Annotated in this window: 19 protein-coding genes; 12 read left to right on the top strand and 7 right to left on the bottom strand. The window is 63.9% G+C overall.

From position 1 onward, the window contains the following. Positions 1-37: 37 nt before the first annotated feature. Entirely contained in the window at positions 38-403 is a 366-nt protein-coding gene (locus tag P0D68_RS33135; RefSeq protein ID WP_091793458.1) for a hypothetical protein, read from the bottom strand. 255 nt (positions 404-658) lie between these two features. Here P0D68_RS33135 and chrA point away from each other — a divergent pair, with 255 nt between their 5' ends. After that, on the top strand, positions 659-1,876 hold the full coding sequence (chrA, locus tag P0D68_RS33130; protein WP_408303346.1) for a chromate efflux transporter: 1,218 nt from the start codon (positions 659-661) through the stop codon (positions 1,874-1,876). A 172-nt stretch (positions 1,877-2,048) separates the two neighbouring features. Further along, positions 2,049-3,680, top strand: a complete 1,632-nt coding sequence (locus tag P0D68_RS33125) for an oleate hydratase (RefSeq protein WP_408303344.1) — start codon at positions 2,049-2,051, stop codon at positions 3,678-3,680. 173 nt (positions 3,681-3,853) lie between these two features. Here the strand turns inward: P0D68_RS33125 and P0D68_RS33120 are convergent, their stop codons facing one another. Then, positions 3,854-4,369: a flavodoxin family protein gene (locus P0D68_RS33120; protein ID WP_091793454.1), complete on the bottom strand. Its 516-nt coding sequence runs from the start codon at positions 4,367-4,369 to the stop codon at positions 3,854-3,856. A 229-nt stretch (positions 4,370-4,598) separates the two neighbouring features. Here P0D68_RS33120 and P0D68_RS33115 point away from each other — a divergent pair, with 229 nt between their 5' ends. From P0D68_RS33115 to P0D68_RS33085, 7 genes are all read left to right on the top strand, one after another. After that, the gene (locus tag P0D68_RS33115) at positions 4,599-5,435 is read left to right on the top strand and encodes a universal stress protein (RefSeq protein WP_091793448.1); all 837 of its coding nucleotides are present in this window, start codon (positions 4,599-4,601) and stop codon (positions 5,433-5,435) included. 37 nt (positions 5,436-5,472) lie between these two features. Continuing rightward, positions 5,473-5,979 carry a universal stress protein gene (locus P0D68_RS33110; protein WP_091793446.1) on the top strand — a complete coding sequence of 169 codons (507 nt, stop codon included), beginning with the start codon at positions 5,473-5,475 and terminating at the stop codon, positions 5,977-5,979. Continuing rightward, on the top strand, positions 5,976-6,803 hold the full coding sequence (locus P0D68_RS33105) for a universal stress protein (RefSeq protein WP_408303341.1): 828 nt from the start codon (positions 5,976-5,978) through the stop codon (positions 6,801-6,803). The genes P0D68_RS33110 and P0D68_RS33105 overlap by 4 nt, the downstream gene beginning before the upstream one ends. 274 nt (positions 6,804-7,077) lie before the next feature. Continuing rightward, complete coding sequence (locus P0D68_RS33100; protein WP_408303339.1) at positions 7,078-8,436, top strand: PAS domain-containing sensor histidine kinase; 1,359 nt, start codon at positions 7,078-7,080, stop codon at positions 8,434-8,436. Continuing rightward, positions 8,433-9,083, top strand: coding sequence for a response regulator (locus P0D68_RS33095; RefSeq protein WP_408185735.1), 651 nt, complete (start codon positions 8,433-8,435; stop codon positions 9,081-9,083). The genes P0D68_RS33100 and P0D68_RS33095 overlap by 4 nt, the downstream gene beginning before the upstream one ends. A gap of 208 nt (positions 9,084-9,291) precedes the next feature. Beyond that, complete coding sequence (locus tag P0D68_RS33090) at positions 9,292-9,723, top strand: response regulator (protein WP_091793438.1); 432 nt, start codon at positions 9,292-9,294, stop codon at positions 9,721-9,723. A 46-nt stretch (positions 9,724-9,769) separates the two neighbouring features. Then, positions 9,770-10,504: a helix-turn-helix domain-containing protein gene (locus tag P0D68_RS33085; RefSeq protein WP_408303410.1), complete on the top strand. Its 735-nt coding sequence runs from the start codon at positions 9,770-9,772 to the stop codon at positions 10,502-10,504. An 89-nt stretch (positions 10,505-10,593) separates the two neighbouring features. On the opposite strand, the gene P0D68_RS33080 is transcribed toward P0D68_RS33085, so the two are convergent. Continuing rightward, positions 10,594-11,580 (bottom strand): zinc-dependent alcohol dehydrogenase family protein, encoded by a 987-nt coding sequence (locus tag P0D68_RS33080; RefSeq protein ID WP_408185734.1) that lies wholly within the window; start codon positions 11,578-11,580, stop codon positions 10,594-10,596. Between the two features lie 102 nt (positions 11,581-11,682). Next, positions 11,683-11,967, bottom strand: a complete 285-nt coding sequence (locus P0D68_RS33075; RefSeq protein WP_091800397.1) for a DUF1488 family protein — start codon at positions 11,965-11,967, stop codon at positions 11,683-11,685. A 227-nt stretch (positions 11,968-12,194) separates the two neighbouring features. Here P0D68_RS33075 and P0D68_RS33070 point away from each other — a divergent pair, with 227 nt between their 5' ends. The 3 genes from P0D68_RS33070 to P0D68_RS33060 all read left to right on the top strand — a co-directional run bounded on the left by P0D68_RS33070 (position 12,195) and on the right by P0D68_RS33060 (position 13,513). Further along, positions 12,195-12,530 carry a c-type cytochrome gene (locus P0D68_RS33070; protein WP_091793432.1) on the top strand — a complete coding sequence of 112 codons (336 nt, stop codon included), beginning with the start codon at positions 12,195-12,197 and terminating at the stop codon, positions 12,528-12,530. A gap of 95 nt (positions 12,531-12,625) precedes the next feature. Then, the gene (locus P0D68_RS33065) at positions 12,626-13,000 is read left to right on the top strand and encodes a DUF3564 domain-containing protein (protein ID WP_408185733.1); all 375 of its coding nucleotides are present in this window, start codon (positions 12,626-12,628) and stop codon (positions 12,998-13,000) included. Between the two features lie 36 nt (positions 13,001-13,036). After that, entirely contained in the window at positions 13,037-13,513 is a 477-nt protein-coding gene (locus P0D68_RS33060; protein ID WP_408303336.1) for a hypothetical protein, read from the top strand. A gap of 24 nt (positions 13,514-13,537) precedes the next feature. Here P0D68_RS33060 and P0D68_RS33055 read toward each other — a convergent pair whose 3' ends face one another. The 3 genes from P0D68_RS33055 to P0D68_RS33045 form a co-directional block, all read right to left on the bottom strand. Then, positions 13,538-13,810, bottom strand: coding sequence for a DUF2964 domain-containing protein (locus P0D68_RS33055; RefSeq protein WP_408303334.1), 273 nt, complete (start codon positions 13,808-13,810; stop codon positions 13,538-13,540). Between the two features lie 58 nt (positions 13,811-13,868). Then, entirely contained in the window at positions 13,869-14,387 is a 519-nt protein-coding gene (locus P0D68_RS33050) for a hypothetical protein (protein ID WP_408303409.1), read from the bottom strand. Positions 14,388-14,454: 67 nt separating this feature from the next. Further along, entirely contained in the window at positions 14,455-14,874 is a 420-nt protein-coding gene (locus tag P0D68_RS33045) for a DUF1810 domain-containing protein (RefSeq protein ID WP_408303408.1), read from the bottom strand. Between the last annotated feature and the right edge of the window lie 20 nt (positions 14,875-14,894).

Genomic DNA, 14,894 nt, shown 5'->3' with positions numbered 1-14,894 from the left:
TCACTCCTGAAGAAGACGCTGAAACATCCGTTGCCAATCAGTGGCGCGCGGCACCCTGTTCGAGAAGCCGTTCGGCCGCATCGAAGGCCTCCCGTATCGCGCCATCGGGATCGTGACCCTGGCGATGCTCGAGCGGCACCAGTTCACCCGTGCGCAGCACCAGATCGAGACGTGCGTCGAACAGGGTGTGGTTCGGCGCCGCGCCTGGCGCCGTCCCTGGCTCGGCGCCTCGCGCGCCGGGCATGTCGTAGAGCGACCGCTCGTGAATGGCCTCGATCGCCAGATGGCAACCGGAGATGAATCTGCCGAACCGCTCGAGCCGCACCAGTTGCGCCGCTGCCTCGGATTCGATTTGCGCGGATCCCGCAAATCCGAAGTAGACGATCTGCATATCAATTCCCATACTGCCTCCGCGCGTGCTGTCCCGCCGGTCGACCGTTGCTGCAGCGAAGCCACATAGGCAACGAGCCGATTAAGAGATCATCGGCACTATTGGCGTCTTGCGATTGACCTGCATCAACGGCGGGGCAGTGCCACGCAGCGTGCGTGAGCGCGTGTTCGAACGCGGCCGCGTTGGCGAGATGCTGCGACCCGGAGACGGGCGGCGTGTGCTATTTTCTGGAGCCCAACGCGGTACAACCGGTGTATGAACTTTCCCATGCATGACGCCAAAACAGAGACGTCCTTCGACCTGTCGTCACACAGCTCGCCGTGGACGCTGTTCTGCATTTTCCTGAGGCTCGGCCTGACTTCGTTCGGCGGGCCGGCGGCTCATCTTGGCTATTTCCGCGATGAATTCGTCAGCCGCCGCCGCTGGCTCGATGAACACACGTTCAGCGACGTGGTCGCGCTGTGCCAGTTTTTGCCGGGCCCGGGCAGCAGCCAGGTCGGCATCGCAATCGGCCGTCTGCGCGGCGGCATTGCCGGCGCGCTCGCGGCCTGGCTCGGCTTCACGCTGCCGTCGGTGCTCCTGCTCGTGGTCTTCGCATACGGCTTCACGCTGCTGTCGGATGCGACCTCGCTTCATCTGCTGCGAGGGCTGAAAATCGCGGCGGTCGCGGTGCTCGTCCAGGCTGTCTGGTCGATGGGACGCATGCTCTGTCCCGACCGCCTACGCGCGACAATCGCGGCGGCTTCCGCGATCACGGTGATCCTGCTCGGCGCGGGCTTCGGGCAGATCGCGTCGATCGTTGCCGCGGGGGTGGCCGGCGCGGCGCTGCTGACTTCTTCGACCGAGGTGCCGAGCGCGCCACCCGGCATGCCCGGGTCCAGAACCGGCGCGCTCGCCTGCCTCGCGGCCTTCGCACTGCTACTGTTCGGCCTGCCTGCGGCAGCGGCCTATCTGCACAGTTATCCGCTCGATCTGTTCGCGGCGTTCTACCGGGTGGGATCGCTGGTATTCGGCGGCGGCCATGTGGTGTTGCCACTGCTGGAAGCGGTCGTCGTGCCGCGCGGCTGGGTTCCCGCGAACACCTTCATGGCAGGCTACGGCGCGGCGCAAGCGGTTCCCGGCCCGCTCTTTTCGTTTGCCGCGTTTCTCGGCGCCACCAGCAGCGGTCATCCGGCAGGCCTCGCGGGCGCACTGATCGCTACGGTGGCGATCTTCCTGCCTTCGTTCCTGCTGGTCGGCGCGGCCTTGCCGCTTTGGGGCAGGTTGCGCGCGTTCGCGTCGATGCGCCGCGCCATGGCCGGCATCAACGCCGCCGTAGTCGGCATCCTGCTCGCCGCGCTGTACGACCCCGTGTGGACCAGCGCCGTGCACACCGGCCGCGACTTCGCGCTGGTCGTCGCCGCGCTCGTGCTGCTCGGGTGGTGGCGAGTGCCGTCGTGGGCGGTCGTGCTGATAACGGTCGTGCTCGCGTGGTGGTTCGTGTAAGGAGGCCGATAGCGGGCCGCTAGCGCTCGCTTGCCGAACAGGCGCGCGGATCACTCGCGCCGCCCTGCCCGGCCCCGTCGCACCGCGTTGATCCAACTCAACGAGATTCCCCCGCCGCGCGAGTATGGTTTAGCAATACGTCCACGGCCATCATCCCTCGGGGGATCATCACATGAAAAATTCCGATTACCTGGCCACGCAAGCGGCCACGGATCCGGCCCGCGACAAAGCAAACGCAGCGGGCCATTTCTATCTCGTCGGCGGCGGCATCGCGTCACTCGCGGCCGCCGCCTTTCTGATTCGCGACGCCGATATGCCCGGCGCCCGCATCACGATCCTCGAGGCGCTCGACAAGCCAGGCGGCAGCCTCGACGGCGCCGGCTCGCCACAGGAAGGCTATGTCGTGCGCGGCGGCAGGATGCTCGAGAGCAAGTATCTATGCACCTACGATCTGTTCGACTCGATTCCCACGCTAGACGGTCACAGTAGCGTCACGAAGGAAATCTTCGACTGGAACGAAACGATCCGCACCTCGTCGAAAGCACGCTTCGTGCGCGACGGCCAGCGCGAGGACGCGCCCTCTTACGGTCTCGCCGAAACGCATCTGCTGACGCTCGGGCGCCTCTCGATCGAACCGGAAGCCATGCTCGGCGACAGCCGGATTTCCGATCACTTCGAGCCGGACTTTTTCGAAACCAACTTCTGGTACATGTGGTGCACGACGTTCGCCTTCCAGCCCTGGCACAGCGCCGCCGAATTCCGGCGCTATCTGCTGCGTTTCGCGCATATGACGTCGGGCTTCAACCAGTTGCAAGGCATCATGCGCACGGTCTACAACCAGTACGATTCGATGGTGCGGCCGCTGCGCAAATGGCTCGACGAACGCGGAGTGAGATTTCGAACCAACACGCGCGTTGTCGATCTGCATTATGACGAAAGCGGCGAACTGAACCGGGTGGCAGGCATTGTCTGCGAACAGGACGACCGGCGTATCGAGATCCCCGTCGCCGCACAGGACAAGGTCATCGTCACGCTCGGTTCAATGACGGCAGGTTCGAGCCTCGGCGGCACGGACCGCGCCGCCGTGCTCAACCATGACGACAGCAGCGGCGCGTGGGCGCTGTGGAAAACCATCGCCGCGGGGCGTGCCGAATTCGGCCATCCATCGGTCTTCGCCGATCACATCGACGAATCGACCTGGCTTTCCTTTACCGCGACGCTGCACGACCGCACGCTGTTCCGCCTGATCCGCGATCTGAGCGGTAACGTGCCCGGCGAAGGCGGCCTGATTACCTTTCCGCACTCAAACTGGCTCGCCTCGATCGTGCTGCCTCATCAGCCGCATTTCATGGGTCAGCCCAAGGGCGTCGAGGTGTTCTGGGGTTATGGATTATTCGTTGACCGGCCGGGCAATTTCGTCAACAAGCCGATGGCCGAGTGCACGGGCCGCGAAATCATGACGGAGCTGCTCGGTCATCTGCACATTCAGGCGGAAGCGCCGCGCATTCTCGACGACGCCGTCTGCATTCCATGTCTGATGCCGTTCATTACCAGCCAGTTCCTGCGACGCAGGCGCGGCGATCGCCCGCAGGTGGTGCCCGAGGGCTGGACGAACCTCGCGTTCATTGGACAGTTTTGCGAGTTGCCGAACGACGTCGTGTTCACGGTCGAATACTCGGTACGTTCCGCGCAAACGGCTGTGTATACGCTGCTCGGCCTGAACCGATCCGCGCCGGCAGTGTACAAAGGCCAGCACGATCCGCGTGTGGTGTATGGCGCGGTTTCCGCTTTGCACGGCCACTGAAAACGGCAAAGCCTGTCGCGAAGCGTTCGATGAGCGTTCGATGACGGGCGCTTTCGCGCTTTCACCGCGAGTCGTAGGCGACTCGGCGGCTTCTTGCCCTTGCACCGGTCGCGGCGAAGGTGCCGCGCGCGGCAGCGCTGATGATCGTGCTGCCGACCTGAACGGCGCGTCGCTCAGCTAGTCCATGCGAGCGCGTCATAGTTGGCGAGATGGCGTTTCAGCACGCTCACGAACAGCACCAATGAAGCGGCCACCGCGCCGCGCTGCACTTCGGCTGCGCGCACCTTGCATTGCGCGACGGGCGCCTTGCCGGCCAGCGCGCGCATTTCGTCAAAGGCAGCCTGACTGCCGAGGCCGCCCAGGCTGCAAAAAAACGCGACATGTCTGAACTTCCACCGGTTTTCGAGCAGATATGCGCGAACCGGTGCGGAGACGGCGCCACCCCAAACGGGCGTGCCCACCACCACGAGATCGTATTGCCCGGTGTCCCGCCCGGCCGGGACGATCTCGGCGGGCCGCTTGAGCCACGAGTCGATCAGGCAGCGCATATAGCCCAAGCCGCCGCGCCGATCGGTGCAATCGCAGATCTCTTCGAGATCGGCAGACAGCATCTTTGCCAGCGTGAACGCGAGCGTGCGCGTGGTGCCGGTCCGCGAAAAGAAGACGACTAGAACACGGGCTTCAGACATGACTCGCTCCTTCTGGGGAAAACGCACGAGCGCGCATGACGCCATGCATGTCCGGAGCATAGGTGGGAGCAGGCGCGGCTTCATGACGCAAGTCAAAAAACGTTTTCACGCGGCGCGCTGGAAGCACCATTGATCTGCGTCAATGAGACCGGCGCCGCCGTTCTTAGACTCAAGCTCACTGATTCGCGCGTCAAGCCTGCGCGTCACCCCCTCTCGCGGAGCGACTGTCATGAGCTACAAAACCATCGTTGTTCATCTGGACACCAGCCAGCACGCCCATCCGCGGCTCGAGATCGCGCTGCGTCTGGCCAATCAGTTCGGCGCGCATCTGACCGGCGCATTCGCCGTGTTCTCGCCGGACCCGCGCTCGCTCTATGTGATGGCCGGAACCGCGGAGTATTACCGAACGCATCAGGAAATGCGCGCGGAGCGCAGCGCGGCGCTCGAACGGCTGTTCCACGCCGAACTCCGGCGCGCCGGCGTCTCGGGGGAATGGGTCGCCATCGACGAGCCCGCCAGTGTCGCGATCCCGCGCGTGGGCCGCTGCGCCGACCTTATCGTGGCCGGTCAGGACAATCCGGCGGATCCGGAGTCGTATGTCGGCGACTTCTTTCCGGAAAACCTCGTTCTGTCGAGCGGCCGTCCAGTATTGCTCGTGCCCTACGCCACCAATGAACGGTCGACGGGCGGCCGCGTATTAGTCGCGTGGGACGGCAGCCGCGAAGCCACGCGCGCCGTGCACGACGCACTGCCGTTCATGCAGTCGGCGAGCAGCACCACGATTCTCACGATCAATGGCGAGCACAACGGCGAAGGAGCCCGCATTCCCGGGGCGGATATCGCCGCCGTGATCGCGCGGCATGGCGTGCGGGTCGAGGTCGCCGACATCGAAACGGGACCGGGCGGACTGGTTGGCGAGGTGTTGCTCTCGCAGGTCGCCGACAGCGGCGCCGATCTGCTGGTGATGGGCGCTTATGGCCACGCCCGCTGGCGCGAACTGGTAATGGGCGGCGCTACGCGCACGATTCTGCGCTCGATGACCGTGCCGGTACTGATGTCGCACTGATCGCGGCACCCGCCCTTCTGATTCTGGAGAGTTCGCCATGTATAAACAGATTCTGGTTGCCGTCGACGGCAGCGAAACCTCGTCGCGCGCTCTGGCCGCCGCGATCGGACTGGCGCGCGACTCGGGCGCGCGGCTTCAGCCGCTCTACGTGGTGGACGTGCCGTTGATGTCCTACGACGTGCCCGGTTACGACCCGTCCTATGTGCGCGATGCCCTCGTCGCGGAAGGCAAGCACGTGCTCGCCGACGCCACCGCGCTGATGACCGCGGCAGGCGTGATCGGCCCCTCGCGCATGGTCGAAACCGACCTGACGGGCGACGACACCGCGCACCGCATTTTGCTCGCCGCGCAGGAATTCAACGCCGACGTCGTCGTGATGGGCACGCACGGCCGGCGCGGTGTGCAACGGCTGGTGCTCGGCAGCGTGGCTGAACATTTTCTGCGCATCGCCACCTGTCCGGTATTGCTGATATCCGCGCATTGCCCGGCGCCTGCCGCAAGCCCCGCAAAAACCGAGAGCGAGCCTGTCAAGGATCCGTCATGAACTGCAAAACCCTGCTGGTGCATCTCGACGACAGCGCTCACAGCGCCGCCCGGCTCGACTATGCGCTCGACCTGGCCGCTCGCCACGACGCCCATCTGATCGGCCTCTACCTGGTTTGCGACGAGCCCGAGGGACCGCTCTTTCTGCACGGAGAGGACATCTGGACCGCCAGCCGTCAGGTGCAACGGGACAAGAATCTCAAGAACGCGCACGCGGCTTTTCTTGCCGCGGCGGAGCGCGCCGGGCGCAGCGTCGAATGGCGCGCTCCGGGCGGAGCACCGACCGGCACGGCGATCCTGCATGCGCGCCACGCGGATCTGCTGATCCTCGGCCAGGACGATCCGGAAGACAGGAGCGCATTTATCGCGCGCGATTTCGTCGAGGACGTGATCATCGCTTCCGGGCGGCCGGCAATCGTACTGCCGTATGCGGGACCGGTACGGCCTCAGATAGAGAATGTGATGATCTCGTGGGACGGCGGACGGGAATGCGCGCGGGCGGTGACCGATGCGCTGCCGCTCATCCGCGGCGCCGGCTTCGTCACGATCATGAAGGTCGAGCGCCATCCGCAATATGGTGAGCCGAGCGGCATCGACGTGGCGGCCTGGCTCGCGCGGCACGGCATCGAGGCGAGTTTCACGGCCATGCCGAAAGTGTCCGGCGTCCACACCGGCGCGATGCTGCTCAATGCGCTGGCCGACCGTCACATCGATCTGCTGGTCATGGGTGCGTACGGCCACGCGCGGGCGCAGGAGCGGCTGCTCGGCGGCGTCACGCGCACCATGCTTCAGTCGATGACCGTGCCGGTGCTGATGTCCCATTGAGCACCGCGTCGATAGTGAGGGCGAGAGCGAGCGCCCGTCTTGATGGAATGAGCCGGACGACCACGGCCTGCGACACCCGGCGGGACTGGCATGAACCCGGCGTTTCACGGACAATGAGCGCAAACACAAATTATCCGCGCGGTGTTTCGCCGGCCTGCGGCCACACGAACCACGGAATCGCCCGGAATAGACGTGCTTGCCGTGCACGCCGCCGTACAGACGCTCTCGGGCGGCGCGCGCTATCCTTGTCCGCAGTCATTCCAAAGAGATGCACATGTCCGTCAGCGGTAAGGCGCCCACATCGCGCAGTGCGAATTTGCGTGAGCGATTGGGTTCGTTTGCGGGTTCGTTTGCGGCGCGGCCCGCGCTCGCGGCCGCTGCCGCGTTCGTCGTCACGTTGGCCGCCATGCTGACAGCGCGGCACTGGTTCGATCCGGCACTGCTGATTTGCGTCGCCGCCGCCCTGCTGCTGGCCACGAGCGCGTTTTTGCTGGTGCGCGCGCGGCGCGAAAGCGTATCCGCACGCGGCGAGGCCAGCACCCGGAACAATCAGTCGGCCGTGAATGAAGCCCGCATGATGGCGATCATCCGTTCGTCGATGGAAGCGATCATCACCATCGACGACCAGCACCGGGTCGTCATCTTCAATCCGATGGCGGAACAGGTGTTCGGCTGCTCAGCGATGGATGCAATCGGTGCGCCGCTTGCCCGTTTCATCCCGGAGCGGTTTCGGGCGGCGCACGCGCAGCATGTCGCGCAGTTCGGCGTGACGGGCGTATCCGACCGCCAGATGGGCAAACAACGCGTGCTGGCCGGCTTACGCGCCAACGGCGAGGAATTCCCGCTCGAGGCGTCCATTTCGCAGATCCGCGATGGCGACATCCGCCTCTATACGGTGATGCTGCGCGATATCACGGAACGCGTCAAAGCAGAGCGCGCGCAACGGCAGGCGCGCGAGGAGTTGCGCGAGCTGTCGGCCAATCTGCAGAATATCCGTGAAGACGAGAAAACGCGTATTGCGCGCGAACTGCACGACGACCTCGGCCAGCAACTCACCGCGCTGAAAATGGACATTTCGTCGGTCGAACAGGCGCTCGACGGGTCGGCAAGCGAGCCGGTGCGTGGACAATTGCAAGGCATGCGCCGACTGATCGACGTGACCGTGGCCTCGGTCCGCCGCATTGCGGCCGATCTGCGTCCGGTCATGCTCGACGACCTCGGATTGATTCCCGCGATCGAGTGGCTCGCCACCGACTTCACCAACCGCTACGGCATCGACGTGGAGCGTGACATCGAAACCGGCGACGCGCGTTTCAGCCCGGCAGGCGCCACCGCGCTGTTCCGGATCGTGCAGGAAGCGCTGACGAACGTGGCGCGCCATGCCGACGCCACGCTGGTCACGCTGAGCCTGCAGGCGGGCGATCAGACCTTCGTGCTGCGCATCGCCGATAATGGCCGCGGCGTGCATCGCACGGCCGAGCCGGCAGCCAAATCCTTCGGCCTGCTCGGCGTTCGCGAACGCGCGCACATGCTCGGCGGTGCCGTCGACATTCAAACCGCCCACGGCCAGGGCTTTGTGCTCACCGTCACCATTCCGGCTGAAAACGTGCAGATGCAGGAGATGCAACTATGACCCGCGTTCTGATCGCCGACGACCACGCGCTGGTGCGCGACGGTCTGCGCCACATCCTGAAGAACGCAAGCGGCTTCGAAGTGATCGGCGAAGCAGACGACAGCGCCAGCACCGTTGCGCTGATCCGCGAGCGGCCCGCCGACGTGCTCGTGCTCGATCTTTCCATGCCGGGGCGTAACGGCGTCGAGTTGATCAAGCAGATCAAGGAGGAAAAGCCGGCGCTGCGCATCCTCGTGCTGACCATGCACGCCGAACAGCAATACGCGGTGCGGGCGTTCAAGGCCGGCGCGTCCGGTTATCTGACCAAAGAAAGCGCGAGCGCCGAACTGGTGGCCGCCGTGACCAAAGTCGCTGCCGGCGGCGTCTACGTCAGCCTTGCCATGGCCGAGCGGTTCGCGCAGAGCCTGAACGAACCGGCCGATCTGCTGCCGCATCAGCGTCTGTCGGATCGGGAATTCGATGTTCTGAAGCGTATTGCCGCAGGCCAGACGATCACGGAAATCGCGGTCGAACTGTGTGTGAGCAGCAAGACCGTCAGCACGTACAAGACGCGCATCCTGGAGAAGATGCAGATGCCGCACGAGGCCGCCCTGGTGCGCTACGCGATGCGCCACAAACTGGTCGCCGACGACGACGCCGACATCTAGACGGCTTCGCGGCGCCTCCGCTCGCGGGCGAGCGCCGCATGTTCCCTAGCCGCCCCGAACCACAAAGCCTGCTCCTTTCGCACCCAGGGACTTTCCTGGTGCGCCCCATCTCCATGTAGGAAACTCCCTACAAAGCTTCACGCTCACCTACTCGAAGTTCATTCGGCGCCGATTTTATTTTGAGACAGCGCAGCCGATACTTCGAGCCATGAACTCAAGCCCCGAGAACCTTACCCTCCGCGTCTTTCTGGTCGACGACGCAGTATCGGTCCGGCGCCGCATGGCCGCGCTGCTTGGCGCGCTGGACGGCGTGGAAATCGTCGGTGAAGCCGAGGAATCCGGCGCCGCGCTCACAGGCGTCGAGACTGGCGCAGCCGATCTGGTCGTGACGGAACTGCATCTGAGCGGAGGCACGGGCATGGAGTTGCTCGCATCGCTTGCCAAAAGAATGCCTCATGTGATCGCCATCGTGCTGACGAACCACTCGGGTGCATGGTTTCGGCGCGCATGCCTGATGAGCGGTGCCCACTACTTTTTCGACAAGACCAGCGAATTCGATCTCGCACGAAGCACGATCCAGCGGATCGCCAGCGAACATCGCACGCGCGCCTTTCTACAATCCGGAGCACATCATGTCTGACGTCCTCGCCTATTCCGTCCCCGCGCCTGTTGCCGTCTTCCCGCCGATGTCGCCCGTTGCCCGGGAAGTGCCGGTGCCCGTGCAAGTGCCGCGCAAGGACGCGCTGGGCTGCACGACCTGCTCGATGCGCTCGATCTGCATGCCGCAAGGTCTGACGGCGGCGGAGATCAAACAGGTCGAATCATTGATCTGCCCGTCGCGCACGATCAAGCAAGGCGAGACCATTTATCGCGCGAACGATTCGTTCCAGAGTATCTACGTGGTGCGCGTCGGCTCGTTCAAGACCGTCGTCATGCATCGCGACGGCCGCGAGCAGGTGACAGGCTTTCACCTCGCCGGCGATTCGCTCGGGCTGGACGGCGTGTGCTCCGGTCATCACAACTGCGACGCCATCGCGCTCGAGGACAGCAAGATGTGCATTATCCCGTTCCATCTACTCGAAGCGATGTGTCGCGAGGTCAAGGCGGTCCAGCAACACGTGCACCGCATGATGGGCAGCGAGATTGTGCGCGAATCCTCGCAGATGATGTTGCTCGGCACGATGTCCGCCGAACAGCGCGTCGCGACGTTCCTTCTGAATCTGTCGGACCGCTTGAGAATGCGCGGCTATTCGCCGGCCGAGTTTTACCTGCGCATGACGCGTGAGGAAATCGGCAGCTATCTCGGCATCAAGCTTGAAACGGTGAGCCGGATGCTCTCCAAATTCCAGCGTGATGGACTGCTCGACGCACACGGCAAAAATATCCGGATTCTCGACCATGAGGGTCTCGTGCGGGTTTGATTCGCGCTCGGCGTTCGCTCGGAAGTCATGACCCGCCGTCGGCGCGAAACAGGCGCCAAAGGTGGCCAATGAGCGAGTATCCGCGCACGCTACCCGACGGCGAGCACTGCGGCACCTGTCAACTTGCCCTCCCGCAGATCGCTGAGCGCCCGGTTCGCCTCCGTCAGCGCATAAGTTGTCGTGTCGATCTCGAGACGATGCTCGGTAGCAATTCGCATGAAAGCGAGTCCGTCCTCGCGCGTCAGATTGGCGACGGATACCACGTGCCGCTCGCCCCATAGAAATGCGTACGGGAACGACGGAATGTCGCTCATGTGGATCCCGCCGCATACCACCGTCCCCCCTTTCGCGACAGCGCGCAATGCTTGCGGAACGAGCGCGCCGACCGGCGCAAAAATCAGGGCTGCATCCAGCTCAGCCGGAGGCATTTCGTCGCTGCCGCCCGCCCACGCTGCCCCGAGACGCAACGCGAGTTGCTGGGCCGCGTGATCGCCGGGGCGCGTGAACGCATACACCGTGCGCCCTTGATGACGCGCGACCTGCGCGACGATATGCGCCGCTGCGCCGAAACCGTAAATACCGATCCGTTGGGCGTCGCCCGCCATGCTCAGCGTGCGATATCCGATGAGTCCCGCGCACAGTAACGGCGCCGCTTCGATATCCGAATACTGCGCGGGCAGATGGAAGCAGTAGCGACTGTCGGCGACGGTGCGCTCGGCGTAACCACCGTCGATCGTGTAGCCCGTGAAGCCCGGTGCGTCGCAGAGATTTTCCCGCGCCGACAGGCAGTAGCGGCAATGTCCGCAGGTATGGCCGACCCATGGCACACCCACCCGGTCGCCGAGCGCGAAGCCCGTCACCCCCGCACCGAGCCCGGCCACGGTGCCGACGATCTCGTGGCCCGGGATCACAGGCTGCTTGGGATGCTCGAGTTCATGATCGACCAGATGGAGATCGGTGCGGCACACGCCGCATGCGTGAATCTGGATGAGGATCTGCCCGGGACCGGGCGTCGGATCCGGCACCTCCTGCTCACGCAGCAGCGCTGCGCTACCGTCGAACACCATCGCACGCATAAGGTTCTCCTCAAACCGGGTAAGCCGGCGTATACATCGAGTGCTGCCGCGGCGGCATGGCGATAAGGACACTGCAGCGACCGCCGGCTGCCTCGCAGGCGCTCACTCGCAAAAGCGGAAGTAGCCGCTATGCATCAGCACCGGTTTGCCGCCGATCTCGTGGAGCAACTGTCTTGCAGCATGTTCGATGGGATGCCGGTTCGAGTTGAACGCGGCAATCAGATCGTCTTCGCGCAGCGACGCGGCACCGAAATGATCTTCGAGGGCCTCAGCGGTGATCGCGCACTGCACGCGCTCGCCATCCACTTCGGCCGGAAACGCGATGACGAGATCGCGCGCACAATACTCCGGAAGTTCTTCAGGAAAATGAATCTTCATGACCGTCACCTGGTTCACTGCGCAGGTCGCAAGACTGGAACGGTCGTATTCGCGCACCTACGCGTCGCGCGCCACGCACCGGGGCGAATGCGACCTATGCGTCGCCCGCCTGTCAGCAGCATAGGACCTCTACACAGTACGTCAAATTCAGGCATTGCGTCCTGATTGACGAAAGTCAACGGCACCCAATCTGGCCTCCGTACACTGGACTCATCCTTTGCACAGGAGCACGTGCCGTGATCGCCTTAGTCCGAAACTGTCTGTCCGCATGTGCCGTGTTAGTGCTGGCCGCCGGCTCCGCTCATGCCGAACCGGAACCGACCGCCCTGGTCGACCAGCAGCACTGCATGTTTTGCCACACACACGATGCGCCATTCCTCGCCCCGTCGTTCCAGCAGATCGCCGAGCGTTATCGCAACGTGCCAAATGCGCAGTTCATGCTCGAGCACAAGTTGCGCCTCGGCGGCAAAGCGCATTGGGGCGATATGCCGATGCCGCTGCCGGGCGACCGCGGCGGCCCGCTGTCGGCTGAAGACGCGCATACGCTGGTGCAATGGGTATTGAGTCAATAAGGAGTCGATGAGCAGTCGATAAGCCCGCCCATCGAGGCCGCGTTATCCGCGGTCTGCCTTGATTGAACGACGACCGTACGTTTCGGAGAAATTTCATGCGTCTCACTGTCCACCTCGACACGTTCGATCGTGTCCATCCGATGGCTTTTGCAATCCTGTGGCTCGATAAGGATGCGCGGCAGTGGTCGCGTGAAGGCCACCTCGGTCTCGAACTGCCCGATTGGGGCACGCTGCATATGGATTGCGGCAACACGCTCGTGTGCGGCCCGCACGACACGACGCCCGTCTGTGTGCTCGAAGGGCTCGATCTGAACGAACTCGACGGGCCGTTCGAAGGCGAGACCGGACGCGCCCAGTGGTGCGCGGAACGCGGCCGCGCCCTGATGACCGGCCATTGGCATGTGCAATGTATCGACAACGAACGGGTGCAGCCGGAACACGGCCTGTTCGCCTCCGACAGCGACGTGTGAAGCGCTGATTTCATCCACATTACCGAGGCCATCGCCATGGGACTGAGCACCGATCTGGACGGCGTGCGTCACGCTTACGGGCTTTGCTTCGTGCGCGTACCGTGGGCTTACTTCACGCGCTTGCCGCTCAACGAACAATGGGGCGACGGCTGGGAACGCGCGCCCTACGAGCGGCACGCCGGCCTGCCTTACGAGGACGCGGCACAGCAGATCCTGACTGTTGCGTTCGACGGGCCGCTGTTGCCGCCCGACGCCGGATACGACGGTCGCGCGCGCAGCGTCAACGAAATCAACAGCGGCGACGCACCATGGCTGCGTACTCAGGATTTCGTCAACAATGCGCCGGTTCAGATCGCCGCGGGGGTGTCGCTCGAAAGGTTCGTCGAACTCGTGGAACTGGCTGGCGGCCGCGTGTTTGCGCCGCTCGGTTGGGGCGCGCTGCGGCTGTCGCCCGCGGATCCGGCCGAGGCGCCGGAATCTGCGAAGTGCGAGCACCGCGCGGATCCTGCATAAACACTGCCGCGCAATATCCTGCACTTACCTTTGCCGATCGCTGTCGGCCGTCGAATTGAGCAACATGACAAAGCACGCGACGCCGACGATCAGGGCCGCGACGCCGTAGCGAAACACCGGCGGCTGGTCGAAGAGCAAACCGCGGATCGACGCCCCAATACCTGCCAGTGCGACGAATACGGCGATTGCCGCAAAAATGATTCTGCTTTCTGAGCGGATCATGATGTGCTCCATGGAGTCCAGGCGGAGTAGTGAAGACATCATCGGTCCAGCGGGCTGATTGGGTTTGACGAACATCAATCGCAGGCGTGCGGCGGCAAGAAATCGACAAAGCAGCGGCGAGCCGTGGTTGACGTCACGACTTCTTTGTACGCGGCAACGCCGCATTCAGGAAGGGATTGAAGCTATTCGAACGCGCCGGCGGCCTCGCTTTTTTTGTGCGCCGGCCTTTGTCCGGTTGCGCGCTGCCGGACAATTGGGCGAGTAATTCTTCCGTGGCGTTGTCGTCGTCCGTATCGGCCTGTTTTCTGTTTTTTGCGTGGGCAGGCCGAGCGTCGTCGGCGCTTGCACCTGCAGTTTGGCTTGTGGCGCGAGTCGGCAGCGACTCTCCGGCAATGTGTTCGACCACGGCCATGAACGAAGCTGAAGCCGATTTCGGGGCTTCGCCCGGTAGCATAGTCAGCACGACGATTTCATGCAGCGAGCGGTTATCCACAGACCTCGCACTCGTGGTGCTGCGCCAGTCGGTACCCGCTTGCGCAAATGCCCCAATGACACGTTCAAGTACCGCTGGCGACAGGACGCCACCGTCATAGAGGCTGATGACCACACGCTCGAAAACACGAAACGGAGTCGATGCAGAAGCTTTTGGCATGCGTTCTTGCTCCCCGAAGTGACGCCGCGAATCACAACCGCACGATGCACGGCCGATTGCGCCGCATCTATAGCAAACGCAGCGTGTCGGGATCGGCCTCGCCATCGAAATATTTGCGCAGCGCCTCGACGAACACTTCGTTGTCGCTCGTCGCGCGCGCGAACAGCGTCATCGACGAGCGGAACTTCAGATAATCCGGATAGCCGAAAATGTCCTCGATCGAGCGGTCCTGCACCAGATTGACGAGCCGCGCCGTTTCCCGAAGACGCTGGCCGAGCACCGGATGCCGCATATAGGCCTCCGCCTCCGGCAACGACGAAATCGCAAAACGGTGCGCCATCGCGCTCGAGCCGAGGCCGCTGATTTGTGGAAATACGAACCACATCCAGTGGCTGCGCTTCCGCCCTGCGGCGAGTTCTTCGCGAACGTCGGCATAGACCGGGTTCTGCGCATCGACAAAGCGCTGAAGATCGTACGGATCGTCCATCATGAGCTCCTTTGTCAGGC

This window comes from Paraburkholderia sp. RL17-380-BIE-A, from assembly GCF_046028085.1.
Lineage (GTDB): Bacteria > Pseudomonadota > Gammaproteobacteria > Burkholderiales > Burkholderiaceae > Paraburkholderia.
Note: the sequence above shows the minus strand (reverse complement) of the source record. Positions and strands in the feature narration are given on the sequence as shown.